The organism is Paraburkholderia agricolaris (assembly GCF_009455635.1).
Lineage (GTDB): Bacteria > Pseudomonadota > Gammaproteobacteria > Burkholderiales > Burkholderiaceae > Paraburkholderia > Paraburkholderia agricolaris.
Map to the genome: position 1 here is coordinate 116,896 of NZ_QPER01000001.1, position 26,973 is coordinate 143,868.

Here is a 26,973-nt window from a genome sequence, read left to right on the forward strand (position 1 = left end):
TCCTTACTCGTCGATGCCGCCGGAAACCGGCTGGTGTGGCGACGTAGGCTGAATACTGTCGTCCCGCGACGGCGCGGCGGCGGTCGGCGTCGGCTCGCTGCCCGGACGGGGTTTATGTGGGACACCGGATTTACGCGGCGCAGGATTCTTCGCTGCGGCAGACGCGGATGCGGGCACCGGTGCGCCGGAGGTGCCGGACGCAGAAGCCGCCGCCGCTGCTGTTGACGATGCTGTCACAGGAGCCGATGCGGCCGCCGCCGCGGAAGCTGCCGCCGCGGCCGAAGCGGCGCCAGGCATCGGCAGTGCCGTGAAGCCTGCCGCGACCTTGACCGGCTGCGCCGTGTCCTGCGGCGTCGGTGCTCCACCCACTTCAGGCGCGGATGCATCCAGGGTCGCCGAGGCAGCTGCCGCGACCGCCGCCGCTTCAGCGCCGGGCTTGTTCTTGCCGACCAGGTAGTAATCGAGCACACGGCGCGCGATCGGACCGGCCGCTTCCGCACCCCAGCCGCCGTTTTCGACGATCAGCGCGACTGCGATTTTCGGTTGTTCGACCGGCGCAAAGGCGATGAACAGCGCGTGGTCGCGTAGATGTTCGGCGATCGCGTGGCCTTTGTAGTTCGCGCCTTGCAGCGAGTAGACCTGTGCCGTGCCGGTCTTGGCGGCGGCCTGATACTGCGCGCCGATGAACACCTTCGACGCCGTCCCGTTGGTCACGACGCCTTCCATCGCGTGCTTGATGAAGTCGATGTCCGATTGCTTCACGGCGATCCGGTCGCTCGGATCGCGCACGACCGGGCGCGTCTCTTTGGTGATCGGGTTTTCGATGTCGCGCACGAGGTGCGGCTTCATCACGATGCCGTTGTTCGCGAGCGTGGCCGTGGCGTGGGCGAGCTGCAGAATGGTGAACGAGTTATAGCCCTGGCCGATGCCCAGGCTGATCGTTTCGCCTTCGTACCAGCGCTGCTGTTCGGGCTTGCGGTAGGCCTTGCGCTTCCATTCCGTCGACGGCAGGATGCCGCGCGCTTCGCCCGAAATGTCGATGCCGGTGATCTGGCCGAAGCCCCACGGCTTCATGAAGTTCGCGATGTTGTTGACGCCCAGATCGTGCGCGAGCATGTAGAAATACGTGTCGTTCGACACCACGATCGCGCGGTTCATGTCGACCCAGCCCTGGCCCGAGCGCACGTCGTTGCGGAACGTATGGCCACCGAACGTGTACGAGCCCGGATCCTGGAAGCCCCAACCCGGCGTGCGCTTGTGCAGCGTCAGCGCGGCGAGGGCCATGAACGGCTTGTAGGTCGAGCCCGGCGGATAGGTGCCGTGCAGCGGGCGGTTCAGGAGCGGATGGTCGGGCGAGTTGTTGAGCTCGTCCCAGGTCTGTTGATCGATGCCGTCGACGAACGAATTCGGATCGAAGCTCGGCGCCGACACGAACGCCAGCACGTCGCCGGTTGCCGGTTCGATCGCGACCAGCGCGCCGCGGCGGCCGGCGAAGGCCTGCTCGGCAACCTGCTGCAAGCCGATATCGATCGACAGTTCCAGGTTATTGCCCGGCGTTGCCTGGGTGCGCGACAGCGTGCGCACAGGCCGGCCGCCGGCGGTTACTTCGACTTCCTCAAAACCGGTCTGGCCGTGCAGCTCCGTCTCGTAGCTCTGCTCGACGCCGATCTTGCCGATGTAGTCGGTGCCCTTGTAGTTGTTCGCGTCGAGGCGCGGATCGTAATGATCCGGATCGCTATCGTTCTGATCGCTGGCGTCGTCGATACGGTCCTGATCGCGCTGCGAAATCCGGCCGATGTAGCCGATCACGTGCGCCGCGGTGGGCCCGAGCGGGTATTGACGGAACAGGCGCGCGCGCACTTCCACGCCCGGAAAGCGGAAGCGTTGCGCGGTGAAGCGCGCGACTTCGTCGTCGGTGAGGCGGGTGCGGATCGGCAGGCTCTCGAAGTTCTTCGAGTCTTCCTGCAGCTTCTTGAAGCGGCGCCGGTCGCGCGCGTCGATCGAGACCACGGTGGCCAGGTTGTCGATCACGTTTTCGAGCGTGTCGTTCAGCTTCGACGGGGTGATTTCGAGCGTGTACGCCGAGTAGTTCTTGGCCAGCACGACCCCGTTACGGTCGGTGATGATGCCCCGGTTCGGCACGATCGGCGCGACCGAGATGCGGTTTTCGTCGGCTTGCAGCGAGTACTTGCTGTAGTGCCAGACCTGCAGGACCAGGAAACGGAAACCGATCAGCCCGAAGCAGACGAACACGAACACGCCCGCCGCCGCGACGCGCAGGCGGAACTTCGAGAGCTGTTGCTGAGTGTCCTTGAATTCGGTCATGCGATTCTGCAAAAGGCCGTGTGACGGCCATCATGAGTGTGCGCCCAAACCGGCCCGAACCGGGAGGCATGAACAGCGATGCGCGCCGGGCGGGCCGGGGTTCCATCGGAACGGCCGGCGGGCTCGATGCGTGATTAAATCGGCCGCGTATCGTCCGGATCGGCCGGGCGGCGTTGCGGCATCAGCAGCAGGACGCTGGCGATCGGCCACAGCGCCGCTTCGACGAAGCCGTCGATCAGGTAACTCCAGCCCGGAAACGCCGCGCCCGTCAGCAGACGGATCACGAACGGCACCAGTTGCGCGACGACCAGCAGCGGCATCACCGCGAAAGTCTGCACGCCGAGCGACATCCACAGCACCCGGCGATGGATCGTAATCGCGCCATACGACAACAACGTATACGCCAGCGCGTGCTCACCGAGCAGGCTGGCGTTGTGCACGTCCATCAGTAAGCCGAGAAAGAACGCGATGCCCATGCCCACTTTGCGCGGCTGGTGCACGTTCCAGAACAGCAGTACGAGCGCCACGAAGTCAGGCACGCCGGCAAGGCGCCCCCACGGCATCAGGTTCAGCAGGAATGCCGCAGCAAGGCTGAACGCGATGAAATACGGATTGACCGGCTGCAGGATGTATTGCGGACGGTTCATGGTTGTGCCCCCGGCGTGGCTGGCGGCTTCGTGTTCTTTTCAGTCTTTTCAGCGGCTGGTTTCTTTTCGGCGGCGGCTTTCTTCTCCGCGGCAGCGGTTTTGGCCGACGGCTTTTCCGCGGGTTTGGCAGGCGTGGCCGGCTTTTCCGCAGGCTTCACAGCAGATTTATCCGCCGCGGCCTTGCTGTCGGCAGGCTTGCCGCCCTTCTTCGCTTTCGCGTCTTTCGCGGTCGTGGCCGCGTCGGGCTCTTCCGCCGGACGCGGCGGCACGTTGTTCTGGTAGTGCAGCACCAGCAACTGACGCGCACCGCGCACGGGCGCAACCGGCAAGCAGATCACGCGCGCGAACGCCGTATCGGCCTGTTTGTCGACCCGCACGACCTTGGCGACCGGCAGCCCCGGCGGATAAACGCCGTCGAGCCCGCTGGTGACGAGTTCGTCGCCGGTTTGCACGTCGGCGCTGATCGGTACGAAGCGCAGATCGAGCGTATCGCCCTTCGGTGTGCCGTAAATCACGCTGCGCAAGCCGGTGCGCACGATCTGCACGGGCACGGCCTGGTCCTTGTCGGTGAGCAGCGTTACCTCGGCTTGCAGCGGGAATACGCGCGTCACCTGCCCGATCACGCCGTCTTCGTTGACGACCGGCGAACCGTCCTGGACACCTTGCTGGGCGCCGCGGCCGATCACGACTTTCTGCGTGAACGGATCGCGCGTGTCGTACTGGATTTCAGCCGGTAGCGATTGGGTGGTCGAGCGCTGCGAGAGTTGCAGCAGCGCGCGCAAATGGGTGTTCTCGGCGGCCAGTTCGGCGGCCGTATTGGCTTGCTGCGCGAGCTGAAGATCTTTGGCGCGCAGCTTGTCGTTCTCGCTGCGCAACGTGGCGCTGGTCACCGCCAGGTCGGCCGCGCCCATGAAAACGTCGCGCGGCACGAGGGCTGCGCGTTGCAACGGATAAAGACCCGCGCCGAGCACGCCGCGAACGATTTCGAGCGTTTTGAAGCGTGCATCGGAGATCAGCAGGGCCAGCGCGAGCACGACGAAAAACATCAGCCGTGCGAGGGCGGAAGGGCCTTGCTTGAACAGGGGCGGCGGACTGTATTCCATGGTCGCCGGGGGCGTGAGCGGTTGGGTGAGACGGCGGCGCGCTAGGGATGCGCGTTCAGCACGCGGAGGCTGGCAGGCCCAGCCAACGGCAAACCGGCCCACATGGGGCCGTTTGCCTGATCCGCGCTACTGACATGGAGACGGGCTCGCTTACTCGTACGAGAAGATGCTGCCCAGCTTGTCCATGCGTTCGAGCGCCATGCCCGAGCCGCGCACAACGCAGGTCAGCGGGTCTTCGGCGACGAGCACCGGCAGGCCGGTTTCTTCGGCGAGCAGGCGGTCCAGATCGCGCAGCAATGCGCCACCGCCTGTAAGCATCATGCCGCGCTCGGCGATGTCGGCGCCCAGTTCCGGCGGCGTTTGTTCGAGCGCGATCTTCACCGACGACACGATCTGGTTCAGCGGATCGGTGAGGGCTTCGAGAATTTCGTTGCTGGAGATCGTGAAGCTGCGCGGAATGCCTTCCGACAGATTGCGGCCCTTCACTTCCATTTCCTTGACTTCGGAACCCGGGAACGCGGAGCCGATTTCCTTCTTGATCGCCTCGGCGGTTTGTTCGCCGATCAGCATGCCGTAGTTGCGGCGGATATAGTTGACGATAGCTTCGTCGAACTTGTCGCCACCTACGCGCACCGAACCCTTGTACACGATGCCGCCGAGCGAGATCACGCCGACTTCGGTCGTGCCGCCGCCAATGTCGACAACCATCGAGCCGGTTGCTTCCGACACCGGCAGGCCGGCGCCGATTGCCGCAGCCATCGGCTCTTCAATAAGGTAGACCTGCGAAGCGCCCGCACCGTGTGCGGCTTCTTTAATGGCGCGGCGCTCGACCTGGGTCGAACCGCACGGCACGCAGATGATGATGCGCGGCGACGGCGAGAACATGCGCGATTCGTGAGCAGTTTTGATGAACTGCTTGATCATCTGTTCGGTGACGGTGAAGTCGGCGATCACGCCGTCTTTCATCGGGCGGATCGCCTCGATATTGCCTGGCACCTTGCCAAGCATCTGCTTGGCTTCCTTGCCGACGGCCTGAATGGTCTTTTTACCGTTGGGACCGCCTTCCTGGCGGATCGAGACCACCGACGGTTCGTCAAGAACGATACCCTTGCCACGCATGTAGATCAGCGTGTTGGCAGTGCCAAGGTCAATCGCCAGGTCGTTGGAGAAGTAGCTGCGCAAAAAACCGAACATTCAAAATCCTGTCTCGCTTGGGGCCGGCCCTCACAACGTATGCGCAGGGCGGCAGCGGAAAAAATAACAGCTTCAACCGGGCGGAAGCGGCGCCACAGGAACTTGAAGCTGCGAGGGAGTCTACCGGAGGCCGGTGCAAGGCCAAGACAGAAAAATCCGAACGATCTTTGGGAATTGTTCAGAAAGGCCTTGGTAAGTCGGTCCGGGTTTGGGTCGAACGCGTAATGATACCTTATAATTTTGGATGTTTTGAAGGAAACGGACGGCACTTTTTGCCGCCGCTGGCCCCTTTTTTGAGGTCTTCCTCCAGTGTCGTAACCCGCTGTCGCAGCATTGTTTTTCCCGCGCTGCGGCGGTCCACCACATTTTCCGGTGACAGCATGGCTCTGACCCTGACCGATGTTAAACGCATCGCGCATCTCGCGCGGCTCGAACTGGCTGATGCTGAAGCCGAGCACACGCTTGCCCAGCTCAATGATTTCTTCGGCCTCGTCGAGCAAATGCAGGCGGTCGATACCACCGGCATCGCCCCGCTGGCCCATCCGATCGAGCAGATCGAAGACGTCGCGCTGCGTCTGCGTAACGACGCGGTGACCGAAGCCGTCGACCGTGAAGCTTTCCAGCGCCCGGCGCCCGCCGTGCAAGACGGTCTGTACCTCGTGCCGAAGGTGATCGAGTAAGTGATCGACCAAGACTCGCGAATCAAGCCCAGGATAAAACGCAATGCATGAAAAAAGCTTGACCGAACTGCGTGCCGCCCTAGCGGCCAAGGAATGCTCCGCAGTGGAATTGGCGCAGCTCTATCTGAAGCGGATCGACGCGGCCAATAGCCTGAACGCCTTCATCCAGGTCGACGCCGACCTGACGCTCGCGCAGGCGAAAGCGGCCGACGCGCTGCTTCACACCGGCCACGCGGGCCCGCTGGTCGGCCTGCCGATCGCGCACAAAGACGTGTTCGTCACCAAAGGCTGGCGCTCCACGGCCGGCTCGAAGATGCTGTCGAACTACGAGAGCCCGTTCGACGCGACGGTGGTCGCGCGTCTGCAGAACGCCGGCATGGTGTGCGTGGGCAAGACCAACATGGACGAGTTCGCGATGGGCTCGTCCAACGAGAATTCGTACTTTGGCCCCGTGCAGAATCCGTGGGATCGTCAGGCTGTGCCGGGCGGTTCGTCGGGCGGCTCGGCGGCGGCCGTAGCAGCGCGCCTCGCGCCCGCTGCCACCGGCACGGATACCGGCGGCTCGATTCGCCAGCCGGCTTCGTTCTCGGGCATTACCGGCATCAAGCCGACGTATGGCCGTGTGTCGCGCTACGGCATGATCGCGTTTGCCTCGTCGCTGGATCAGGGCGGCCCGATGGCCCAAACCGCCGCGGATTGTGCGACGCTGCTCAACGCCATGGCCGGTTTCGACGAGCGCGATTCGACCAGCCTCACGCGCGAAGATGAAGACTTCACGCGCTACATCGGCAAGACGTGGAAAGAAGACGGCGCGGACAAACCGCTCGCCGGCCTGCGCATCGGCCTGCCGAAAGAGTATTTCGGCGAAGGTTTGGCTGACGACGTGCGCGCTTCGATCGACGCTGCATTGAAGCAATATGAAGCGTTGGGCGCGACGCTGGTGGAAGTCTCGCTGCCGAAAACCGAGTTGTCGATCCCGGTGTACTACGTGATCGCACCGGCGGAAGCTTCGTCGAACCTGTCGCGTTTCGACGGTGTGCGCTTCGGCCATCGTGCCGCGGAGTATCGCGATCTGCTCGATATGTACAAGAAGTCGCGGGCCGAAGGCTTCGGTCCGGAAGTGAAGCGCCGCATTCTGGTGGGCGCCTATGTGCTGTCGCATGGCTATTACGACGCGTACTACCTGCAAGCGCAGAAGATCCGCCGCATCATTGCGCAGGACTTCCAGGAAGCGTTCAAGCAGTGCGACGTGATCATGGGGCCGGTCGCGCCGTCGGTGGCGTGGGACCTCGGCGCGAAGGGCGACGATCCGGTGCAGATGTATCTGGCCGACATCTACACGCTGTCGGTGAGCCTTGCCGGTTTGCCGGGCATGAGCGTGCCGTGCGGCTTTGGCGCGGGCGCGAATGCACAGCGGCCGGTGGGTCTGCAGATCATCGGCAACTATTTCAATGAAGCCCGGATGCTGCAAGTGGCCGACGCGTTCCAGCGCGCGACCGACTGGCACCGCAAAGCACCGGCAGGAGTGTGAGCACCATGGCCAAGCAATGGGAAGTCGTGATCGGTCTGGAGACCCACGCGCAACTGTCGACCCAATCGAAGATTTTCTCGGGCACCGCCACGCAATTCGGCGCCGCGCCGAACACGCAGGCCAGCCCCGTCGATCTGGCATTGCCGGGCACGCTGCCGGTGATGAACCGCGGCGCCGTGGAGCGTGCGATCCAGTTCGGTCTCGCGATCGGCTCGACGATTGCGCCGCGCAGCATTTTCGCGCGCAAGAATTACTTTTACCCTGATCTGCCGAAGGGCTATCAGATCAGCCAGTACGAAATCCCCGTGGTGCAGGGCGGCCAGGTGACGATTCAGGTCCCGGCTAACGAAAAGGCGGGTAAGGAAGCGTACGAAAAGGTCGTCAACCTGACGCGCGCTCACCTTGAAGAAGATGCGGGCAAGTCGTTGCACGAAGACTTCGCGGGCATGACCGGCATCGACCTGAATCGCGCCGGCACGCCGCTGCTCGAAATCGTCACCGAGCCGGAAATGCGCAGCGCGGCTGAGGCGGTCGCGTATGCGAAGACGCTGCACACGCTGGTCACCTGGCTCGGCATCTGCGACGGCAACATGCAGGAAGGCTCGTTCCGTTGCGACGCGAACGTGTCGGTGCGCCCGGTCGGTCAGGCGGAATTCGGCACGCGTGCCGAGATCAAGAACCTGAACTCGTTCCGCTTCCTCGAAGAAGCGATCCAGTACGAAGTGCGCCGTCAGATCGAATTGATCGAAGACGGCGGCACGGTGGTGCAGGAAACGCGTCTGTACGATCCGGACAAGCGCGAAACGCGCTCGATGCGCAGCAAGGAAGACGCGCACGATTACCGCTATTTCCCCGATCCCGACCTGATGCCGCTCGTGATCGATGCAGCGTGGGTCGAACGCGTGAAGGGTGAAATGCCGGAACTGCCGGTCGCGATTCAACAGCGCTTCGTCACGCAATACGGCCTGACGCCGTATGACGCAAACGTGCTGACGTCGAGCAAGGCGATGGCCGCGTACTACGAGGCGGTTGTGCTCAAGGTCGGTCCGGCGAATGCCAAGGTCGCGGCTAACTGGCTGATGGGCGAAGTGTCGTCGCAATTGAATCGCGAGGGCCTGGACATTGCTGACAGCCCGGTTTCGTCGGCGCAACTCGCGTTGTTGTTGCAACGTATCGCCGACGGCACGATCTCGAACAAGATCGCGAAGGAAATTTTTGTCGCGATCTGGGAAGAGAAGGCCACCGACGAAGCCGCTGCCGATCGCATCATCGAAGCGAAGGGTTTGAAGCAGATTTCAGACACCGGCGCGCTCGAAGCGATTATCGACGAAGTGCTCGCCGCGAATGCGAAGTCGGTCGAGGAATTCCGCGCCGGCAAGGAAAAGGCGTTCAACGCACTGATCGGTCAGGCGATGAAAGCCACCAAGGGCAAGGCCAATCCGGCGCAGGTCAACGAACTGCTGAAGAAGAAGCTGTCCTGAGTCGAAGCAATGTGGCCGGTGCGGATGCGCCGGTCATCGCGGGCTGTTGCCGGAAACGAAAGTGGGGCAACGGCCCGTTTCATTTGCGGGCGATGTTTTAACGCAGATCACGGAGTGTGTGAATGGCGAAGCAACCCGAACTCGACGATTTCCGCGTGCCGTATTTCGACGACGGCAAGAAGAACAACAAATTCTCACTCGACGCTTTCGACCCGTCCGCAAAACCTTTTTCGTCCGGTTCGAAAGATGCCGACCGGGCGCGTTTGTCGGAGATCGGCGCGATCCTCGACACGCAGCAGGAGTGCCTGCACGCGCAGCGGACGCGCCGGGTGTTGCTGGTGTTGCAAGGCATGGACACGAGCGGCAAGGACGGCACGATCCGCGCGGTGTTTCATGAAGTCGATCCGCTTGGTTTGCGCATCGTGCCGTTCAAGGCGCCGACGCCTGTGGAACTGGCGCACGATTTTCTATGGCGCGTGCATGCGCAGGCACCCGCTGCCGGCGAGTTGACGATTTTCAACCGTAGCCACTACGAAGATTTGCTGGTGCCGAGCGTGCTTGGCAGTCTGGACGCCGAAGCATTCGAGCAACGCTGTTGCCACATTCGCCAGTTCGAGAAACTGTTGGCCGACAGTGGGACGGCTATCGTCAAGTGCATGCTGCACATTTCGAAAGACGAGCAGCGCGCGCGTTTGCAGGCTCGTATCGACGATCCGAACAAGCACTGGAAATTCGACGTCTCCGATCTCGAAGCACGCAAGCAGTGGGACCAGTATCAGGCGGCGTACTGCGATATGCTGGCCGTGACGTCGACCGAATACGCGCCGTGGTACGTGGTGCCTGCCGATTCGAAGACGCATCGCAATGTGATGGTCGCCGAGTTGTTGCTGCGCACGTTCGAAGCGTTAAAGCTCGAATATCCACCGGCCAAAGAATCGCTGAAGGGCGTCAAGGTCGAATGATCCTGTGCCTTCGGTACTCTGCTCCACAAACGAATTGAACATAAAGGGAACGACATGTTGCGTGTGATTACCGCCAACCTGAACGGCATCCGCTCAGCGGCAAAGAAGGGTTTTTTTGACTGGTTCGGCGAACAGAAAGCCGACGTGCTGTGCGTGCAGGAAATCAAATGTTCGCAAGACGATCTGACACCGGAGTTCATGTCGCCACACGGTTTCACCGGCTATTTCCAGCACGCGGTGAAGAAAGGTTATAGCGGCGCGGGCGTGTACACGCGACATGAGCCGGATGAAGTGGTGATCGGCTTCGGCAGCGAGGAATTCGATCCGGAAGGGCGCTATGTCGAATTGCGTTTCGGCAAACTGTCGGTGATCTCGGTGTACGTGCCGTCGGGATCGAGCGGTGACGAACGTCAGCAGGCCAAGTTCCGTTTCATGGACGAGTTCATGCCGCATCTCGCCGAGTTGGCCCAGGAACGGGAAGTGATCGTGTGCGGCGACGTGAACATCGTCCACAAAGAGATCGACATCAAGAACTGGAAGAGCAACCAGAAGAATTCAGGTTGCCTGCCGGAAGAGCGCGAGTGGCTCACCAAGCTGTTTGATGAAGTGGGTTACGTCGACGTATTTCGCACGCTCGATCAGCGGCCCGAGCAATACACGTGGTGGAGTAACCGCGGTCAGGCGTATGCGAAGAACGTGGGGTGGCGGATCGATTATCAGATCGCCACGGCGGGCATTGCCGGCAAGGCGAAACGCACCGACGTGTTCCGCGATATCAAGTTCAGCGACCATGCGCCGCTGACCGTCGATTACGATCACAAGGTCAAGAAGTAAGGACGGCTAGCCGAGCCGCAAGGAACCGTGCAAGCCGCAAGCGCCGCGGCTTGCACGCCTCACTCGCTACTGATGGGTTTGCGGCGCGGGCGGCCCATGCCGGCATAGTCCGGCAGTGCATCGACGCTCTTGCCGATTGCCTTCGCATAGAGCGGCAGCATATCCGGCAAGCGCTTGATGATGTCCTGGCGCCGCGCCGGTGTGTACGGATGCACGTAGATAAAGCCCTGATCGCGGTTGCTGCGCGTTGCCGTGGCCAGCTTGTCCCATAGCGTGACCGCGGCGCGCGGATCGAAACCGGCGCGCGAGGCAATATCGCTACCGATCACGTCGGCCTCGGTTTCGTCGGTGCTCTCGTACTTCATCTCCAGCAGGCGCGAACCGATGCCGAGCGGCGCCGCGCCCAGATCGGCGAGCCCGAATAGCTGCGGGATCGTACCGGATGAGTCGAGCTGGCTGGCCTGCAGTTCACCGAGCCGCTCGCGCGCATGCTCGCGCAGCGCGTGGGCGATCTCGTGACCGATCAGCATGCCAAGTTCGTTGTCGTTCAGACGCACGCGATCGAGCAGGCCGCTGTACACAACGATCTTGCCGCCCGGCAGGCAGTACATGCGGATATCGGGCGAGCGTACTACCGCCAGATCCCACTTCCAGTTCTTTGCCCGCTCGTTCCATTTCAGCGAGTAGGGAATCATTTTGTCGATGATCGAACGCACCCGTGTGACGTGGGCGTCGGTGTCACCGTACAGACTGTTCGCGTGCTCGGCGCCGTAGACGATCTCGTTGAACTCCTGAGCGGCTTGCGCCTCGAGCATCGGCGACGGGATCAGGTTGCGAAACACGAGGTAGCCGCCATAGCGCAACTGTGTGTTCGGCGCGCTGTATGTCGGCGGCGTGGGAACGCTGGAGGTCGCGGCGGGCGCTGACGTGGGAGCGGGTGCCTTCGCGGCAGTGGCCGGTGTCGAGGTCGCCGCGGGCGTCCTTGCCGTAACCGGTGCGGTAGGCTGCTGCGTGGAAGCTGGCGGCGTGGTGGCTGCGGGCGTGCTGCCGGCGTTTGTAGCGCTGTTCGCGCTGGGTGCCGTCGATGTCGCGTTTTCGGGGCCTGCCGTGCCCACTGCGGCCTTTGCCGCTGGCGTCGCCGCGGGTGCCGGCGTAGGCGACGACGTTGGCGACGGCGCGCTGGTGCCGGCCGCCGTCGTGGCGGTGGCGTAGGCGTTCAACGGTGCACCGACTGTGAGGCTCGTCGCGCAACCCAGCGCCAACGCCGCGCGCAGCAGCGCGTGGCCAGGCTTGGGCGAAGCAATTCCCGAGGCATCCGATTCCGGGCGCACGACGCGCTTTGACTGAAGCACCGTCACGACCGGGTTCTCCACGGAGCGATACGCAGCAGAAGCAGCATGCCGGGCAGCGCCAGCGCGGTACACACGATGAAGTAGTCGAACCAGCCGATCCGCGCGACCACATAGCCGCTTGCCGCCGATGCCAACGTGCGTGGCACCGAAGCCAGGCTCGTAAAGAGCGCGAACTGCGTGGCGGTGTAGCGCGGGTCGGTGGTGCTGGCAATGTAAGCGGTGAAGGCCGCCATCGTCAGACCCGTCGCGAAGGTTTCGAGACCGTAGACCAGCGCCAGCGCGACCGAGCGCGGATCGAGCTGCACTGTCCAGTCGATGCCGACTAGCGCGAGCAGCTTCGACGTACCCTGGCTCAGCCAGACAGCGATGTCATAGATCACGGCAAGACCCGGCGACGCCGGACCAAGATGCGCAAGCCATGCAAAGCCGAGCGTGGACACCATCTGCAGGATGCCGAAGATCCACAGCCCGCGGCCGATGCCGATTTTCATCAGCCAGATTCCGCCGACAATCCCGCCCGCCAGACTCGCGCCGAACGCGGTGGTCTTGGCGATCACGCCGATCTGCGTGCGCGAATAGCCGATGTCGAGAAAGAACGACGTGGACAGCGTGGTCGCCATCGTGTCGCCGAGCTTATAAAGAAAGATGAAGCCGAGCACGAACAGCGCACCGCGCCAGCCGTCGCGTTGAATGAACTCGTGGAATGGCTCGATGATCGCGTCGCGCAGATTCTTCGGCGGCGTGCCGTGCACTTCGGGCTCGCGCACTACCAGCGTCATAACCATGCCCGGCAGCATGAATGCAGCGGTGACAATGAAAACGGTGGTCCACGGCAGATGGTCGGACAAAATCAGCGCCAGCGAACCCGGCACCAGCGCGGCGATCTTGTACGCGTTCACGTGCACCGCATTGCCAAGACCCTGCTGGGTGTCGCTCAGCAATTCGCGCCGGTAGGCGTCGATCGAGATATCCTGGCTCGCGCCGAAGAACGCGACCAGCGCGGTCAAGGCCGCCACCGTCCAGATCGAGTCGCGCGGCGACACGAAACCTAGCGTCGCAATCGCGCCCGCGACCAGAATCTGCGTGACCAGCATCCAGCCGCGCCGTCTGCCCGGACGCCAGCCCGGCAAACGCGGCACGTAGCGGTCCATCAGCGGCGCCCAGACGAATTTCCAGGTGTACGGGAACTGGATCAGCGCAAACAGGCCGATTTCCTTCAGATTGACGCCTTCAGAGCGTAGCCAGGCCTGCACCAGATAGACGAGCGTGAACAGCGGCAGTCCCGACGTAAAGCCGAGAAAGACGCAGATCAGCATGCGCGTATTCAGAAACGCGCGCCAGCCGGGATGTTCTTCGTGAGCGGTAAGTGCAGGCGCCTCGTGCGGCGGGTTCGACATGTGGATAAGTGGTGTTAGCTTTTCTTGACGCGATAGACCGCAAGACTACCACGCCAGTTCACCCCCCATCGCACCACCTGGCCGTCGTGAAGCACCACGCGGTCGAGAATCTCGATGCCGACTTCCGGCGCAAGCGCCTCGAAATCCTTGATTGTCAGCACTCGCACGTTCGGCGTGTTGTGCCACTGGTAAGGCAGCGACTTCGATACCGGCATGCGGCCTTTCAGCACCGACAGCCGGTGCGCCCAGTAACCGAAATTCGGGAACGAGACGATGCACTCCTTGCCCACCCGGACCGTCTCGCGCAGGATCGCAGCCGTTTGATGGATGGTTTGCAGCGTTTGCGACAAAACCGCGAAATCGAAGCTGCGATCTTCGAACAGGCGCAAGCCGTCTTCCAGATTCTGCTGGATCACGTTGACGCCGTTTTGCGTCGACGCCAGCACCCCGGCGTCGTTGATTTCGATGCCGTAGCCCTGCACGTCCAGTTCTTCGGTCAGGAGCGACAGCAAGGAGCCGTCGCCGCAACCCAGATCGAGCACGGTGGCGCGCGGTTCGACCCAGCGGGCGATTGCGCGGAAGTCCGGGCGCAACGCCAGATAATCGAGTGCTCGCTGGTTCATGCGTTCACCTCGTTTGCAATGCGTTCGTAGTAGGCGCGCATCAGGTTGTGATAGCGCGCGTCGTCTAGCAGGAAGGCGTCGTGGCCGTGTGGGGCGTCGATTTCCGCGTAGGTCACGGTGCGCTTGTGGTCGAGCAGTGCCTTCACCAGTTCGCGCGAGCGGGCCGGCGCGAAACGCCAGTCGGTCGAGAAACTGGCGATCAGGTATTTCGCGGTGGTGTGCGCGACGGCGGCGGTTAAGTCGCCGTCGAAGGCTTTGGCCGGATCGAAATAGTCGAGCGCGCGGGTGATCAGCAAGTAGGTGTTCGCATCGAAGTAATCGGCGAATTTGTCGCCCTGATAGCGCAGGTACGACTCCACTTCGAACTCGACGTCGAAGTTGAAGTTGTACGCGTCCACCGCGCCTTCCGCGCGACGCAGCGAACGGCCGAATTTCTCGGCCATGTCGTCGTCCGACAAATACGTGATGTGGCCGATCATGCGCGCGACGCGCAAGCCGCGCTTCGGTTTCACGTTGTGCGCGTAGTAGTTGCCGCCATGGAAGTCGGGGTCCGAGAGGATCGCCGAGCGCGCCACTTCGTTGAACGCGATGTTTTGCGCGGACAGCTTCGGAGTGGACGCCACGACGATGCAATGGCCCACGCGTTCCGGATACATCATGCTCCACGCGAGCGCCTGCATGCCGCCGAGGCTGCCGCCCATCACCGCCGCGAAGCGCGCGATGCCGAATTCATCGGCGACGCGCGCCTGGGCGTTCACCCAATCTTCCACCGTCACGACGGGGAAAGTCGCGCCGTACGGATTGCCGGTGGCCGGATCGATGCTCATCGGCCCGGTCGAGCCGAAGCACGAGCCCAGGTTGTTCACGCCGATCACGAAGAATCTGTTGGTGTCGAGCGGCTTGCCCGGGCCGACCATGTTGTCCCACCAGCCGATGTCCTTCGGATTGTCCGCGTACACGCCCGCCACGTGGTGCGACGCGTTGAGCGCGTGGCACACCAGCACGGCATTGCTGCGCGCGGCGTTGAGCGTGCCGTAGGTCTCGACCATCAGGTCGTAACCGGCCAGCGAGCTGCCGTTCTGCATGAGCAGCGGCTCGGTGAAATGCATTTTTTGGGGAGCGACGATACCGATCGATTCCATTCATCCCGCCATTTAACAGATACAGGGCGGCTAGATTGGCGTCGGCGAGGCACGGAGGAAAAACGATGTGCGCAGCTGACGACCTCTTTAGCCGCATTTATAGTGAACCGCGGGAAAGACGTTCCCGGCAGTTCGCGCGCCCGCAATCGAGTCAGCAAATCGGCGCGTGATACTACGTGTTCAGGTGTTCAAGGTGCTCTGGACAGAGGTCTCGGGTACTTCGGCGAGCCGCGGTCAGGCGCAAAGTATAGCGGAAAATTCCGTGCGGCAGCGTCGCGGGCGCCGCTGTGAGTTCGCGTACCGCGCGGACTACTGAAGAATCAGCAGCAGTTGCGCATCGGCGTGTTCGGCGGGCTGCCGCGCAAAGCCACTGCGCACATAGCGATGCCAGCGGCCGATGATGTAGCTCAGCAGCAGGCTCGCCCGGATCGCCGGATCGTAGCCTGGCGGCAGCGGGGCCGCCTGCGCATTGGCGTTCGGGCTTGCGTTTTCAGCTGCGCTTGCGTTCGCTTCCAGTTGGGCCACGCGCAAACACTGCTTCAACGACGCCTCGACCCGTTCCAGCATCTGATTGACCCGCTCGGTCAGCCGTTCGTGTTCGCCGACCAGCGCTTCGCAGGTCAACACGCGTGTCATGCCGGGATTCTTCGCAGGGAAGTTGAGCAACATCAGCGCAATCGCGCGGGCCTGCAGCACGCCGTTGTTTTCCTTGTCGGCGATCTGGTTGATCAGGCCGAAGATGGTTTGCTCGATGAACTCGATAAGTCCTTCGAACATTTGCGCTTTGCTGGCGAAATGGCGGTACAGCGCGGCCTCCGAGACGCCGAGCCGGGCGGCGAGGGCCGCTGTGGTGATCTTTTCGCTCTTCGGTGCCTCCAGCATCGCGGCAAGCGTCTGCAGGATGTGCACGCGGCGCTCGCCCGGCTTCAGGCGCGGCGCGCGCGGGGCGGCCGGCTGGGTGGGTTCGTCTTCGGCTACGGCTTCGTCAGGCTTGTCGATCGGCTGCATGGCTGTCGTCCCGTCTGCTGTCCCTTCAATCGAACCGAGCGGGTGCCCAGTCTTAGCGATTTTAACGAACGAATGCATCGGTCGACATAGTGCGGCCGGCCGGTGCCCGGCAGACGCGTCGGGATGCCGTCCGCGTGCGGTTTGCGCGGCAGATGACCGGTGATCCACACCGTGCGGATGCCGAGTTGCCGGTAGTTCTTCAGATGCGAACGCGTGTCTTCCACGAGGATCACGTCTTTGAGCGAGACGTGCGCGTCGCGCATCGCCTTACGCAGCATCGCATGGTCAGGTTTGGCGCGCCAGCTGCGGCGATCGCGCATATGTTCGATGGCAATCACCTGTTCGAACAGGCGCTCGATGCGCAGTTTCGCCAGTACCGCACGCGCGTAGGCCTCAGGGGCATTGGTCAGCACGATCTTGCGCCCGGGCAGCGCCGCGACTAGCCGCGCCACACCGCGTTCGTGACGGATCATCGAACCGAGATCGGGGAACGTGTGGACGACTTTCAGAAAATCGTTCGGGTCGAGCGGATGATGACGGGCCAGGCCGAGCAGCGTCGCGCCGTAGCGTTGCGTGTAGCCGGTGCGTAGGCGGTTGGCTTCGTCGATGTCGACCTGCAACGCGTCGATGATGTACTGCGTCATGCCCTGATTGATCGCCGGGAAGATCGCGTGCGAGGCGTGATGCAGCGTGTTGTCGAGATCGAACAGCCAGACCGGACTGCCACCTGCGATGTGCGGACGACGGCGTCGGGAAGTGGGGGTGCGCATGATGGAGGACGCCGTTCAGGCGCAGGCAGCCGCTTCGCGTGGCGAACGCTGACGACGGCTCGCGACGCGCAGGGCGATAGAAAAGGGAGGCGTGTCGTTGCGCCGGAGGGTGGCGCGTTGTGCGTCACAGTTGGGCGCGGCGGCGGTGCAACTGCACGACCCACGCGGCACGCCTGACTGGCGTACCGCGTGGGCCGGGTTTGAGGCAGGAATCAATGCGAGCGGATCATCGTGCCGAACGGCTGTTCGGTGAGAATTTCCAGCAGCACCGAGTGCTCGATGCGCCCGTCGATGATGTGCACCGAACGCACGCCACTCTTCGCCGCATCCAGCGCCGACGAGATTTTCGGCAGCATGCCGCCGGAGATCGTGCCGTCTGCGAACAGGCCGTCGATTTCGCGTGCCGACAGATCGGTCAGCAGATTGCCTTCCTTATCCATCACGCCCGGGATGTTGGTCATGATCACGAGCTTTTCGGCGTTCAGCACGACCGCCAGTTTGCCCGCAACCAGATCCGCATTAATGTTGTATGACAGGCCGTCTTCGCCGAAGCCGATCGGCGAGATCACCGGAATGAACGCGTCGTCCTGCAGCGCTTTCACGACTGCGGGATTGATCGCCTCGACTTCGCCCACTTGGCCGATATCGACGTACTGGCCCGGATTGTCGCGATCCGGCATCTGCATCTTGCGCGCGTGGATCAGGCCGCCGTCTTTGCCGGTCAGACCGACCGCGTGGCCGCCGAAGTGGTTGATCAGCGTGACGATGTCCTGCTGCACTTCGCCGCCGAGCACCCATTCGACGACTTCCATCGTCTCTTCGTCGGTGACGCGCATGCCCTGAATGAACGTACCCTGCTTGCCGATTTTCTTCAGCGCCTGGTCGATTTGCGGACCGCCGCCGTGCACGATGACCGGATTGATACCGACCAGCTTCAGCAGAATCACGTCGCGCGCGAAGCCTTGCTTCAGGCGCTCTTCCGTCATGGCGTTGCCGCCGTATTTAATGACCACGGTCTTACCGTGATACTGGCGAATGTAGGGCAGCGCCTCGGCCAGGATTTCAGCCTTCAGGGTGGGCGCGATCTGCGAAAGGTCAGGAAGCTCGGACATGGCGGCAGGCTCTGGCACGGAACAGTTAAAACAGGGCGAATTGTACAGGACTGGCGCGCTGCAACAGGGTTTTCGATACGGTCCCCGGTGACGGGCGGCGCGGGCTTTGCGCACTGCGCAACGGACGGCCTGAAGCTGCGACCGGCAAGCAAGCTTACCGCCGTTCGGGTGGCCCCGTGAATTGGCCGAATGGCCAACTGACGGGGGGCCGCGAGTCGTGGCATTATTTCCTGTGTTTCCTGATCCAGGCTGAAGCGAGATCATCCGGCCCTTATGAAATCGTCAGCGTCCCGCTCTGAAAGCAGCGCGCTTTGTCCGCGCTGCGGTCATGCTTTCGATTGCGCCATGCACGGGGTGCCGTTCGACTGCTGGTGCCGTGAGATGCCGGCTCTGCCGTTAGACCGGCTCGAGCCGTCCGGCCGCTGCCTGTGCCCTGAATGTCTCGCCGCAGAACTTGCGAGGTCCGTGCACCCGGCGCCGGGTGCCGGTTTGCCTTGAAGGCGGCGCGGCTCTGGTAGTCGCGTTGTACGGATCTATGTCGCGTGATGCCGGGCCGCGAGCACCTCAAGATCGCGTGCAATGGTCTTCAGTGCCGGGTCCCACTGGCCGAACTGTGGTTGCCGGTAGAGCGTTGCGTCGGGATACCAGGGGCTGTCGGAACGGTCGAGCAACCAGACCCAATGTGGATTGACGTCCAGCAGGACCCAGGTGCGCTGGCCGAGCGCGCCGCTCAGATGCGCCACGGACGTGCAAACCGTAATGACCAGATCGAGCGCGCTGACAAACGCCGCCGTGTCGTCGAAGTTGGCGAATTCGGCGCTGTAGTCCGACATCGGCAGACCCGCTGCCCGGGCGGCCGCGACGTCTGCGTCGGCACCCGGTTGCAGCGAATAGAACGCCACGTTTTGCATGTGGCTGAAATATTCCGCATAGCGCTCCCAGCCAACTCGCCGGAATGGATTGCGCTGATGGCCGGCGCTGCCGGTCCACACCAATCCGACCTTGAGTCTCGTTTCTTCACCAAGCCTCTTTTGCCACGATTTGCTGGCTGCGATGTCCGCATGCAAGTACGGAATTTCAGCGGGGATGGTCTCTTCGCTTGTGCCGAATATCAAAGGCAAGCTGAGCAGCGGAATTTCGTAGTCGAACGGCGGCAAAGCGTCGACGCCGCCGCCAGCCGAATAACCGTCCACCTGATTGCCGAGGCTGCGAGCGAGCAGCGCACCCATTTGCGGAAATGAATTCCAGACGAGACGGCCGCCTTCGTGATGAACACGTGCGGCCAGCAGAGGGATATAGCGGCTGAATTGCAAGACGTCGCCCATGCCTTGTTCGCCCCACACCAGCAGTGTTTTGCCGACGAGCGACTCACCCTGCCAGGTCGGCGCGGGCATGACTGGGCGGAGGCCGCCCAATTCAAGCGAGCCATCCCAGCGCGCTTCATGGGACTGCCAGCCGTGCGTGTAATCGCCGCGCACGAGTTGCAGCATGCCGAGATTGGAGCGCATGGCGGCATTGTTGGGTGCTAAGGCACTGGCAGTTTTTGCGGCTTGCTCCGCCTCGTCCCAGCGTTGCGCTTCACGCAGCGCCAGCGCATAGTTGTTGTGCGCCAGCGGGCTATGCGGCGCGCATTGCACGGCTCGTGCGCCGGCTTCGAGTGCGCGCGGCAGATTCAAATTGACGCGATGTGCCTGAGTCAGATTGATCCATGCGTCGCCCTGGTTGGGATCGTCATGAACAGCACTTTCCAGTAGAGCGAGTTGCTCGTTGAGATCGCCGTCCGTGAGTGCGAGGGCGCCAGCGAGATTGTTGCGCAACTGCGGGAATGCTGGATTGATGGCGAGTGCGCGACGATAGGGGGCGATTGCGTCGCCATGCCGGTTTGCCATCTGCAGCGCGTAGCCGACACGGAAGTGTGCAAGAGCGCGATGGGGATCGAGTTGGGCAATAATGGCGGCGAGTTCGATCGCGTCATTTTGACGATGTTGCTCGAGCAGCGTAGCGATGAGCGTTGCGATCGATGCATCGTCGAGCGGATGAAGCTGTGCGGCGCTATCGAGCCACGTGGCCTCTGCTTGTGCGGTGCCGTTTTGTCTGGCTGCGGCAGCATGTCGCAGAAAAGTCAGGAAAGCTGATGAGATGGGCGTCGCGCTGTCAGAGGTAGGTAGCATGGAAGGGTTGAGGCGGTGCACGAACCGGTGATCACTGATCGGCGGCCGTGCAGCGCTATCGCAAAAATTCCATGTTAGCGGCGTGAGTTCGCGAGGTCAGTCGGACGAGTCCGAACAGGTAAACTAAAGTCATGCATCGTATAACCAACACCGGCCGCGTCAACCTCGGCCATCTGTTCTGGCTGCGCAGCCTCGCCATCATCGGCCAACTGGTGACGATCGCGGTCGTGCAGATCTTCTTCGGCGTGCACCTGCCGCTGCCCGCCATGCTGCTCGTGATCGCCCTCGAAGTGATCTTCAACGGACTCACGTGGTGGCGTGTTTCGCAACAGCGGCCCGAGTCAAATCTCGAACTGTTCGGCCAGATCTGGGTCGATCTCGGCGCGCTGTCGGCGCTGCTGTTCCTCTCGGGCGGTACTACCAACCCATTCGTTTCGCTGTACCTGCCATCGCTCGCGATCGCCGCGGCCGTGTTGCCATGGCAACTGATGGCGTGGCTCGCCGCGTTCGCCGTAGCCTGCTACGCAGTGTTGGGCTTCGATTCCGTACCGCTCAATCTCGACAATCCGGCGAATCTGTTCGACTACTATCGCGCCGGCATGTGGGTGAACTTCATGGTCAGCGTTGGCCTGATTGCATGGTTCGTCGCGCGCATGTCACGCGCTCTGCGACTACGTGACGCAGCGCTCGGGGACGCGCAGCAGCGCTTGCTTCACGATGAACGTGCCGTCGCGCTCGGCGTGCAGGCAGCCACGGTCGCGCACGAAATCGGTACGCCGCTGTCTACAATTGCGATGTTGTCCGAAGAATTGCGCGACGCCGCGCGAACCGATCAAGGCCTCGCGCCGTACAGCGCCGATCTGGAGTTGCTTGAACAGCAAATGACGCTCTGTACGTCTGCGCTTGCGCGGCTGCGTAGCCGTGCATCGACAACGACCAACCGGCAAGCGGTCGGCGAATGGCTCGAGTCGTTTGCCGAGCAGTGGCGCTTGCGCCATCCGCATGTGAAGTTCGAGCGGATCGGTGTGCCGCCCGAGGGTGTCAGTCTTGACGATACGGTTGCCGTCAGTCAGATTCTCACAATTCTGCTCGACAACGCCGCGCGTGCGAGCCGCGATCACGTCACGCTGTCGTGCAAGCTCGCAGAGCGCGTGGATCAGATCGTATTCGAGGTATGCGACGCCGGTCCCGGCATTCCAGCCGCTTTGCGCGGATCGCTCGGCACGATGCCGGTCGACAGCACACAGGGTGGACATGGCGTGGGCCTGTATCTGGCGTTTTCAGCGGCGGCACGTCTGAAGGGATCGATCGAACTGGCCGACGTCAGTGAGATCAAGCCGCGTGGCACGCGTGCAGTATTGAGACTGCCGCTTGCCGCGCGCAAGTTATCAGGGGCGGGCCGTCAAGGCACTACGCCATCCAACACGGAGAAACAGGCATGAGCGATATGAATTTTCTGGTGATCGACGACGATGAAGTGTTCTCCGGCATCCTCGCCCGTGGTTTGACGCGGCGCGGTTATACGGTGGCCGAAGCGCACAACGCGGATGAAGCGATCAAGTTGGCGAACCAGCAGAAGTTCAGCCAGATCACAGTAGATCTGCATCTCGGCAACGATTCCGGCCTGACGCTCGTCGCGCCGTTGCGCGATTTGCAGCCGGACGCGCGCATGCTGGTGCTGACCGGTTATGCGAGCATTGCCACGGCGGTACAGGCAGTGAAAGACGGCGCCGATAACTACCTGGCGAAGCCTGCCAATGTCGAGACGATCCTGTCTGCGCTGCAAAGCGAAGCGAGCGCTTTGCAAGCTGAAGAAGCAATCGAGCATCCCACACCGCTGTCGGTCGCTCGTCTGGAGTGGGAGCATATTCAACGTGTGCTCGCGGAACACGGCGGCAATATTTCGGCTACGGCACGTGCGCTCAACATGCATCGTCGAACGCTGCAACGCAAACTGGCAAAGCGGCCGGTCAAGCAGTAAGCGCTGAGACCCGCCCGCGCTTGTGGGCCGTGAAGCATCAAGCAAAACGGGCCGTCTTTTTCAAGACGGCCCGTTTTTTTACGTCTCACACATGATCGGATCACGTGCGAGGCGCGTGGCTGTGACATGGCGTCCACATCGACGCCGGTTTCGGTATTACAGCACGTAGCGCGACAGATCCTCGTCTTCCGCCACTTCGTTCAGCGCGCGATCCACATACGCCGCGTCGATCTGTACTGCCTTGCCCGAATGATTGCCGGCCGCGAACGACACTTCCTCGAGCAGCTTTTCGATCACCGTGTACAGACGGCGTGCGCCGATGTTTTCGGTCTTCTCGTTCACCGAATACGCGATCTCGGCGAGACGGCGAATACCGTCGTCGGCGAATTCCAGGTGCACGTCTTCCGTAGCCAGCAGCGCCTGGTATTGCTTGACGAGGCTCGCGTCGGTCGACACCAGAATCGATTCGAAATCTTTCACTGACAGCGAATCCAGTTCGACCCGAATCGGGAAGCGGCCCTGCAGTTCCGGAATCAGATCGCTCGGCTTGGCCAGATGAAACGCGCCACTCGCGATGAACAGAATGTGGTCGGTCTTCACCATGCCGTACTTGGTATTGATCGTGGTGCCTTCGACCAGTGGCAACAGATCGCGCTGTACGCCCTGACGGGACACTTCACCGCCGCCGGCTTCATTACGCGACGCGATCTTGTCGATTTCGTCGAGAAACACAATGCCGTTCTGCTCGACGTTCTGCACCGCCTTGGTTTTCACCTCTTCGTCGTTGAGCATCTTGCCGGCTTCTTCGTCGGTGAGGACTTTGAGCGCTTCCTTCACTTTCAGCTTGCGGCGCGTTTTCTTGCCGCCGCCGATGTTCGCGAACATTGAACGGATCTGCTCGGTCATGTCTTCCATGCCCGGCGGCCCCATGATGTCCATGCCCACTTGCGGCTGTTCGACGTCGAGTTCGATTTCCTTGTCGTCGAGCAGGCCTTCACGCAGACGCTTGCGGAAGGTCTGGCGCGTGGTGCTGCCTTCGTCGGCAGTATCCGTCGCGCTCGAACTTGCGCCGAAACCTACCGGCCGGGCGCTCGGCAACAGGATGTCGAGGATGCGGTCTTCGGCCTGATCTTCCGCCTTGGTCCGCACTTTGCGCATTTCCGTTTCGCGCGTCTGTTTGACCGAGATTTCGATCAGATCGCGCACGATGCTGTCGACGTCGCGGCCTACATAGCCGACTTCGGTGAATTTGGTGGCTTCGATCTTGATGAACGGTGCGTCGGCCAGTTTCGCCAGACGCCGCGCGATTTCGGTTTTACCGACGCCGGTCGGTCCGATCATCAAGATGTTCTTCGGCGTGATTTCCTGACGCAGCGGGTCGGCAACCTGCTGACGGCGCCAGCGGTTGCGCAGCGCCACGGCAACCGCTTTCTTCGCACGGCCTTGGCCGATGATGTGCTTGTCGAGTTCCGAGACGATCTCGGCAGGGGTCATGGTGCTCATCGTAGGTCCTTACTCGATCGTCTCGATGACGCGGTTATGGTTCGTATAGATGCACATGTCGCCGGCAATCTCCAGCGACTTCTCCACGATCTCGCGCGGCGACAACTCGGTGTTGTCGACGAGCGCCTTCGCGGCGGCTTGCGCGTAAGCGCCGCCCGAACCGATCGCGCAGATGCCGCCTTCCGGATCGAGCACGTCGCCGTTACCGGTAATGACGAGGGTGGTGGTGGCATCCGCTGCGATCAGCATCGCTTCGAGGCGGCGCAGCATGCGGTCGGTGCGCCAGTCTTTGGCGAGTTCGACGGCGGCGCGGGTCAGATTGCCCTGATGTTTTTCCAGCTTCGCTTCGAAGCGGTCGAGCAGCGAGAACGCGTCGGCCGTGCCGCCGGCGAAGCCAACCATCACCTTGCCGTTATAGATGCGCCGGACTTTCTTCGCCCCGCCTTTCATGACGATGTTGCCCAGTGTGACCTGACCGTCGCCGCCAAGCGCGACCTTGTCGCCGCGGCGTACGGAGACGATCGTCGTGCCGTGAAATTGCTCCATATGCGTTCCTCTTTGCAAAACGGGTAGGACGCGGTGGCGCAGCACCACCGCACGAATCCTGTGAATCCTGGAAGCGGACGGCGCGCAACGCTGAACCGATCAACCGGTTGGCGCGCGCTCGTGCAACGCATGTCCGACCTATTTAAGGGCGTGCACGGTCATATCAAGAGCCGGCAAATGTCATAAGACAAAAACACGGGATTCAGGGCGGGGAATTGTGCGGAGGAGCACACAAAAGAAAAAAGGCGCACAGATCACCGTGCGCCTCTCGACGAAGCAGCTTAAAAGGGCGCGGAGCCGAAGCCGCGCCGCAGGCGTTCAGTCGCCGAACAGCTTCTGGCGCAGTTCGCGGCGTTCCTGCGCTTCGAGCGACAGGGTGGCCGTGGGCCGTGCGAGCAGACGCGGAATGCCAATCGGCTCGCCGGTTTCTTCGCACCAGCCGTAATCGCCCGAATCGATGCGCGCGATCGATTGCTGCACCTTCTTCAGCAGCTTGCGCTCGCGGTCGCGCGTGCGCAGTTCGAGCGCATGCTCTTCCTCGATCGTTGCGCGGTCGGCCGGATCCGGCACGATTACTGTTTCGCGCAGGTTCTCGGTCGTCTGGCCGGCATTGCGGAGAATGTCCGCTTGCAGCTGTTCGAGCTTGTTCTTGAAGAAAGCGAGCTGATCCTCATTCATGTAATCCTTGTCGCTCATCTTCAGGATTTCGGCTTCAGTCAAGAGTCGTTTCGTCGTCATCTGGCTTGCTTCTTCAATGTGAGGCAAAACTCATACATAGTGCCCGCACTTTCGTATTGCCCGCAAAGGCGCCACGGGGGACGCTGAGCGCTGGGCGGGCACGGACGGTGGACTGTCGGTGACGCCGAGGCGCCTTGCGCCCACGCGCCGGGCGTCGTTACGCCGGGCGTCGTTACGCCAATGCGGGGCCGAACTCCTCTGGAAACCGTTTCTCAATTGCTCCTGAGGCATTGCTTGCCGGCAGCGCGCCTTATCAGCTGTGCCAGCCGGCATTGTCGGCGTGATATCCGGACAAGGTTTTCCGGCGCCGTTTCAGGCCCGGCGCGGACTACGCGCAGACCGGGCAATTCGTTGTCATTCTCCAGTGGGCACGTATTGTAACTGAATCACAATCCAGCACCGCAACTGGTGAAAATCCCCCGGCGGCGCATTGATATCCCGAAAATATAACGCGCGCACGACCAAAAAGCGATGGTCGTGCACGGTTTAATACAGCAGGGTTTTCACGTGTTTTTCACACAGCCGACATTTCGGCGGGCTTTCGGGCACTTTTTTCTGCGTATTCCGCAGACAATTGTTTGTTGTTCGCAGGGCGTACGCTCGCCATCCGCGTACGCCGACACGCCTGCCATGCCGAGCCACCTCGGCTTGGCACGGTCAAAGCGTGAGGTTTATGCCAGACAGGCGTCCAGGCCGTCGGTGATCAGGTCCTGCGGCAGTTCGATGCCAATGAACACCATTTTGTTGGTCTTCTTTTCGATCGGCTGCCATTTCGCGGCCAGATCGCTGCCCATCATCTGGTGGACGCCCTGGAACACTACCTTGCGGTCAACCCCCTTCATATAGAGCACGCCCTTATAACGCAGCAGGCGCTCGCCATAAATTTGCAGAATGCCGCCGAGGAAGTCTTCGAGTTTGTTCGGATCGAACGGACGGTCGCTGCGGTAGACGAACGATTTGATCTTGTCGTCGTGGTGCGCGTGATGGTGATGCGCGTGGTCGTGGCCTTCGTGGTCGCACTTGCCGTGGTCGTGATCGCAGTTTTCGTGATCGTGATCGTCGTGGTCGGCATGGGTGTGGCCGTGCTCGTCATGCGCGTGAGCGTGGCTGTGCGCATGTTCGTCTTCAGCGAGGAAGTCCGGGTCGATTTCGAGCTTCGAATTCAGATTGAAGCCGCGCAGATCGAAGATTTCCTTGATGTCCGCTTCGCCGAAATTGACGACCTTGATCGCCGCCCGCGGGTTCATGTGCAGCAGGCGATGGCGCAGATCGTCCAGGTGTTTTTCGTCGACCAGATCCGACTTGGTGATGAACAGGCGATCGGCGAAGCCGACCTGGCGCTGCACCACTTCATGCTCGTCCAGTTGGTGGTTCGCGTGCTTCGCGTCGACCAGCGTGATGATCGCGTCGAGCAGGAATTCATTGGCGATCTGGTCGTCCATGAAGAACGTCTGCGCGACCGGGCCCGGATTGGCGAGGCCGGTGGTTTCGATCACGACACGGTCGAAATCCAGTTCGCCGGACTGCTTCTTCGCCGCCAGGTCGCCCAGCACGCGCGACAGGTCGCCGCGAATCGTGCAGCAGATGCAGCCGTTGCTCATCTGGATGATCTGCTCGCTCGTGTCCTGCACGAGGATTTCGTTATCGATGTTCTCTTCGCCGAACTCGTTCTCGATCACGGCGATCTTCATGCCGTGCTTTTCGTTCAGGATGCGCTTGAGCAGGGTGGTTTTGCCGCTGCCGAGAAAGCCGGTCAGGATGGTGACTGGGATCATGGTGGTCGCCTGTATGTACGTGAGTCTGTGCGTAATCGAATTACTGCGCGAATTACCGCGCGAATTTACCGAGCAAATTTACCGAGCAAATTTACCGA

At 62.1% G+C, this 26,973-nt stretch carries 24 protein-coding genes; 8 read left to right on the plus strand and 16 right to left on the minus strand.

The window, feature by feature from the left end; translation table 11 throughout:
- Positions 1 to 3: 3 nt before the first annotated feature.
- The 4 genes from mrdA to GH665_RS00505 all read right to left on the minus strand — a co-directional run bounded on the left by mrdA (position 4) and on the right by GH665_RS00505 (position 5,269).
- Complete coding sequence (gene mrdA / locus GH665_RS00490; RefSeq protein ID WP_153134229.1) at positions 4 to 2,325, minus strand: penicillin-binding protein 2; 2,322 nt, start codon at positions 2,323 to 2,325, stop codon at positions 4 to 6.
- Between the two features lie 134 nt (positions 2,326 to 2,459).
- Positions 2,460 to 2,972 (minus strand): rod shape-determining protein MreD, encoded by a 513-nt coding sequence (gene mreD, locus GH665_RS00495; RefSeq protein ID WP_028197720.1) that lies wholly within the window; start codon positions 2,970 to 2,972, stop codon positions 2,460 to 2,462.
- Positions 2,969 to 4,075: a rod shape-determining protein MreC gene (mreC, locus tag GH665_RS00500; protein WP_153134231.1), complete on the minus strand. Its 1,107-nt coding sequence runs from the start codon at positions 4,073 to 4,075 to the stop codon at positions 2,969 to 2,971. The genes mreD and mreC overlap by 4 nt, the downstream gene beginning before the upstream one ends.
- A 150-nt stretch (positions 4,076 to 4,225) precedes the next feature.
- Positions 4,226 to 5,269 carry a rod shape-determining protein gene (locus GH665_RS00505; RefSeq protein ID WP_004189550.1) on the minus strand — a complete coding sequence of 348 codons (1,044 nt, stop codon included), beginning with the start codon at positions 5,267 to 5,269 and terminating at the stop codon, positions 4,226 to 4,228.
- 380 nt (positions 5,270 to 5,649) lie between these two features.
- Here GH665_RS00505 and gatC point away from each other — a divergent pair, with 380 nt between their 5' ends.
- The 5 genes from gatC (at position 5,650) to GH665_RS00530 (ending at position 10,757) form a co-directional block, all read left to right on the plus strand.
- Positions 5,650 to 5,949 carry an Asp-tRNA(Asn)/Glu-tRNA(Gln) amidotransferase subunit GatC gene (gatC, locus tag GH665_RS00510; protein ID WP_153134233.1) on the plus strand — a complete coding sequence of 100 codons (300 nt, stop codon included), beginning with the start codon at positions 5,650 to 5,652 and terminating at the stop codon, positions 5,947 to 5,949.
- Positions 5,950 to 5,992: 43 nt separating this feature from the next.
- A complete protein-coding gene (gatA, locus tag GH665_RS00515) occupies positions 5,993 to 7,480 on the plus strand; it encodes an Asp-tRNA(Asn)/Glu-tRNA(Gln) amidotransferase subunit GatA (RefSeq protein WP_153134234.1) in 1,488 nt (495 codons plus the stop codon).
- A gap of 5 nt (positions 7,481 to 7,485) precedes the next feature.
- Positions 7,486 to 8,961 carry an Asp-tRNA(Asn)/Glu-tRNA(Gln) amidotransferase subunit GatB gene (gatB, locus tag GH665_RS00520; RefSeq protein ID WP_153134235.1) on the plus strand — a complete coding sequence of 492 codons (1,476 nt, stop codon included), beginning with the start codon at positions 7,486 to 7,488 and terminating at the stop codon, positions 8,959 to 8,961.
- Between the two features lie 122 nt (positions 8,962 to 9,083).
- Positions 9,084 to 9,923 carry a PPK2 family polyphosphate kinase gene (locus GH665_RS00525; RefSeq protein ID WP_153134237.1) on the plus strand — a complete coding sequence of 280 codons (840 nt, stop codon included), beginning with the start codon at positions 9,084 to 9,086 and terminating at the stop codon, positions 9,921 to 9,923.
- A gap of 54 nt (positions 9,924 to 9,977) precedes the next feature.
- Positions 9,978 to 10,757, plus strand: a complete 780-nt coding sequence (locus GH665_RS00530) for an exodeoxyribonuclease III (RefSeq protein WP_153134238.1) — start codon at positions 9,978 to 9,980, stop codon at positions 10,755 to 10,757.
- 59 nt (positions 10,758 to 10,816) lie between these two features.
- Here GH665_RS00530 and GH665_RS00535 read toward each other — a convergent pair whose 3' ends face one another.
- The 7 genes from GH665_RS00535 to argB all read right to left on the minus strand — a co-directional run bounded on the left by GH665_RS00535 (position 10,817) and on the right by argB (position 18,161).
- On the minus strand, positions 10,817 to 12,088 hold the full coding sequence (locus GH665_RS00535; protein WP_425496043.1) for a M48 family metallopeptidase: 1,272 nt from the start codon (positions 12,086 to 12,088) through the stop codon (positions 10,817 to 10,819).
- Between the two features lie 23 nt (positions 12,089 to 12,111).
- The gene (locus GH665_RS00540) at positions 12,112 to 13,506 is read right to left on the minus strand and encodes an AmpG family muropeptide MFS transporter (RefSeq protein ID WP_153134239.1); all 1,395 of its coding nucleotides are present in this window, start codon (positions 13,504 to 13,506) and stop codon (positions 12,112 to 12,114) included.
- Positions 13,507 to 13,520: 14 nt separating this feature from the next.
- Entirely contained in the window at positions 13,521 to 14,129 is a 609-nt protein-coding gene (metW, locus tag GH665_RS00545) for a methionine biosynthesis protein MetW (RefSeq protein ID WP_028197728.1), read from the minus strand.
- Positions 14,126 to 15,271, minus strand: coding sequence for a homoserine O-succinyltransferase MetX (metX, locus tag GH665_RS00550; RefSeq protein ID WP_153134241.1), 1,146 nt, complete (start codon positions 15,269 to 15,271; stop codon positions 14,126 to 14,128). The genes metW and metX overlap by 4 nt, the downstream gene beginning before the upstream one ends.
- A 309-nt stretch (positions 15,272 to 15,580) precedes the next feature.
- Positions 15,581 to 16,279: a nucleoid occlusion factor SlmA gene (gene slmA / locus GH665_RS00555; RefSeq protein WP_153134242.1), complete on the minus strand. Its 699-nt coding sequence runs from the start codon at positions 16,277 to 16,279 to the stop codon at positions 15,581 to 15,583.
- Positions 16,246 to 17,049, minus strand: a complete 804-nt coding sequence (locus GH665_RS00560; RefSeq protein ID WP_153134244.1) for a pyrimidine 5'-nucleotidase — start codon at positions 17,047 to 17,049, stop codon at positions 16,246 to 16,248. The genes slmA and GH665_RS00560 overlap by 34 nt, the downstream gene beginning before the upstream one ends.
- A 212-nt stretch (positions 17,050 to 17,261) precedes the next feature.
- Entirely contained in the window at positions 17,262 to 18,161 is a 900-nt protein-coding gene (gene argB / locus GH665_RS00565; protein WP_028197732.1) for an acetylglutamate kinase, read from the minus strand.
- Positions 18,162 to 18,434: 273 nt separating this feature from the next.
- Here argB and GH665_RS00570 point away from each other — a divergent pair, with 273 nt between their 5' ends.
- Positions 18,435 to 18,659, plus strand: coding sequence for a cysteine-rich CWC family protein (locus GH665_RS00570; RefSeq protein ID WP_153134246.1), 225 nt, complete (start codon positions 18,435 to 18,437; stop codon positions 18,657 to 18,659).
- A 35-nt stretch (positions 18,660 to 18,694) separates the two neighbouring features.
- Here GH665_RS00570 and GH665_RS00575 read toward each other — a convergent pair whose 3' ends face one another.
- A complete protein-coding gene (locus GH665_RS00575) occupies positions 18,695 to 20,332 on the minus strand; it encodes a tetratricopeptide repeat protein (protein ID WP_153134247.1) in 1,638 nt (545 codons plus the stop codon).
- Between the two features lie 131 nt (positions 20,333 to 20,463).
- Here GH665_RS00575 and GH665_RS00580 point away from each other — a divergent pair, with 131 nt between their 5' ends.
- Positions 20,464 to 21,774 (plus strand): ATP-binding protein, encoded by a 1,311-nt coding sequence (locus tag GH665_RS00580; RefSeq protein ID WP_153134249.1) that lies wholly within the window; start codon positions 20,464 to 20,466, stop codon positions 21,772 to 21,774.
- Positions 21,771 to 22,313: a response regulator transcription factor gene (locus GH665_RS00585; protein ID WP_028197735.1), complete on the plus strand. Its 543-nt coding sequence runs from the start codon at positions 21,771 to 21,773 to the stop codon at positions 22,311 to 22,313. Before GH665_RS00580 ends, GH665_RS00585 begins: the two co-directional genes overlap by 4 nt.
- 156 nt (positions 22,314 to 22,469) lie before the next feature.
- Here the strand turns inward: GH665_RS00585 and hslU are convergent, their stop codons facing one another.
- From hslU to GH665_RS00605, 4 genes are all read right to left on the minus strand, one after another.
- A complete protein-coding gene (gene hslU / locus GH665_RS00590) occupies positions 22,470 to 23,816 on the minus strand; it encodes an ATP-dependent protease ATPase subunit HslU (RefSeq protein ID WP_153134250.1) in 1,347 nt (448 codons plus the stop codon).
- A gap of 9 nt (positions 23,817 to 23,825) precedes the next feature.
- Positions 23,826 to 24,362, minus strand: coding sequence for an ATP-dependent protease subunit HslV (gene hslV / locus GH665_RS00595; RefSeq protein ID WP_028197737.1), 537 nt, complete (start codon positions 24,360 to 24,362; stop codon positions 23,826 to 23,828).
- Between the two features lie 318 nt (positions 24,363 to 24,680).
- The gene (gene dksA / locus GH665_RS00600) at positions 24,681 to 25,100 is read right to left on the minus strand and encodes an RNA polymerase-binding protein DksA (protein WP_012431412.1); all 420 of its coding nucleotides are present in this window, start codon (positions 25,098 to 25,100) and stop codon (positions 24,681 to 24,683) included.
- 671 nt (positions 25,101 to 25,771) lie between these two features.
- On the minus strand, positions 25,772 to 26,875 hold the full coding sequence (locus GH665_RS00605; RefSeq protein WP_153134252.1) for a CobW family GTP-binding protein: 1,104 nt from the start codon (positions 26,873 to 26,875) through the stop codon (positions 25,772 to 25,774).
- Between the last annotated feature and the right edge of the window lie 98 nt (positions 26,876 to 26,973).

Excerpts from the sequence above, each read along its gene's own strand:
- mrdA (WP_153134229.1), bottom strand. The coding sequence starts at position 2,325 with ATGACCGAATTCAAGGACACTCAGCAACAGCTCTCGAAGTTCCGCCTG.
- mreD (WP_028197720.1), bottom strand. The coding sequence starts at position 2,972 with ATGAACCGTCCGCAATACATCCTGCAGCCGGTCAATCCGTATTTCATC.
- mreC (WP_153134231.1), bottom strand. The coding sequence starts at position 4,075 with ATGGAATACAGTCCGCCGCCCCTGTTCAAGCAAGGCCCTTCCGCCCTC.
- GH665_RS00505 (WP_004189550.1), bottom strand. The coding sequence starts at position 5,269 with ATGTTCGGTTTTTTGCGCAGCTACTTCTCCAACGACCTGGCGATTGAC.
- gatC (WP_153134233.1), top strand. The coding sequence starts at position 5,650 with ATGGCTCTGACCCTGACCGATGTTAAACGCATCGCGCATCTCGCGCGG.
- gatA (WP_153134234.1), top strand. The coding sequence starts at position 5,993 with ATGCATGAAAAAAGCTTGACCGAACTGCGTGCCGCCCTAGCGGCCAAG.
- gatB (WP_153134235.1), top strand. The coding sequence starts at position 7,486 with ATGGCCAAGCAATGGGAAGTCGTGATCGGTCTGGAGACCCACGCGCAA.
- GH665_RS00525 (WP_153134237.1), top strand. The coding sequence starts at position 9,084 with ATGGCGAAGCAACCCGAACTCGACGATTTCCGCGTGCCGTATTTCGAC.
- GH665_RS00530 (WP_153134238.1), top strand. The coding sequence starts at position 9,978 with ATGTTGCGTGTGATTACCGCCAACCTGAACGGCATCCGCTCAGCGGCA.
- GH665_RS00540 (WP_153134239.1), bottom strand. The coding sequence starts at position 13,506 with ATGTCGAACCCGCCGCACGAGGCGCCTGCACTTACCGCTCACGAAGAA.
- metW (WP_028197728.1), bottom strand. The coding sequence starts at position 14,129 with ATGAACCAGCGAGCACTCGATTATCTGGCGTTGCGCCCGGACTTCCGC.
- metX (WP_153134241.1), bottom strand. The coding sequence starts at position 15,271 with ATGGAATCGATCGGTATCGTCGCTCCCCAAAAAATGCATTTCACCGAG.
- slmA (WP_153134242.1), bottom strand. The coding sequence starts at position 16,279 with ATGCAGCCGATCGACAAGCCTGACGAAGCCGTAGCCGAAGACGAACCC.
- GH665_RS00560 (WP_153134244.1), bottom strand. The coding sequence starts at position 17,049 with ATGCGCACCCCCACTTCCCGACGCCGTCGTCCGCACATCGCAGGTGGC.
- argB (WP_028197732.1), bottom strand. The coding sequence starts at position 18,161 with ATGTCCGAGCTTCCTGACCTTTCGCAGATCGCGCCCACCCTGAAGGCT.
- GH665_RS00570 (WP_153134246.1), top strand. The coding sequence starts at position 18,435 with ATGAAATCGTCAGCGTCCCGCTCTGAAAGCAGCGCGCTTTGTCCGCGC.
- GH665_RS00575 (WP_153134247.1), bottom strand. The coding sequence starts at position 20,332 with ATGCTACCTACCTCTGACAGCGCGACGCCCATCTCATCAGCTTTCCTG.
- GH665_RS00580 (WP_153134249.1), top strand. The coding sequence starts at position 20,464 with ATGCATCGTATAACCAACACCGGCCGCGTCAACCTCGGCCATCTGTTC.
- GH665_RS00585 (WP_028197735.1), top strand. The coding sequence starts at position 21,771 with ATGAGCGATATGAATTTTCTGGTGATCGACGACGATGAAGTGTTCTCC.
- hslU (WP_153134250.1), bottom strand. The coding sequence starts at position 23,816 with ATGAGCACCATGACCCCTGCCGAGATCGTCTCGGAACTCGACAAGCAC.
- hslV (WP_028197737.1), bottom strand. The coding sequence starts at position 24,362 with ATGGAGCAATTTCACGGCACGACGATCGTCTCCGTACGCCGCGGCGAC.
- dksA (WP_012431412.1), bottom strand. The coding sequence starts at position 25,100 with ATGACGACGAAACGACTCTTGACTGAAGCCGAAATCCTGAAGATGAGC.
- GH665_RS00605 (WP_153134252.1), bottom strand. The coding sequence starts at position 26,875 with ATGATCCCAGTCACCATCCTGACCGGCTTTCTCGGCAGCGGCAAAACC.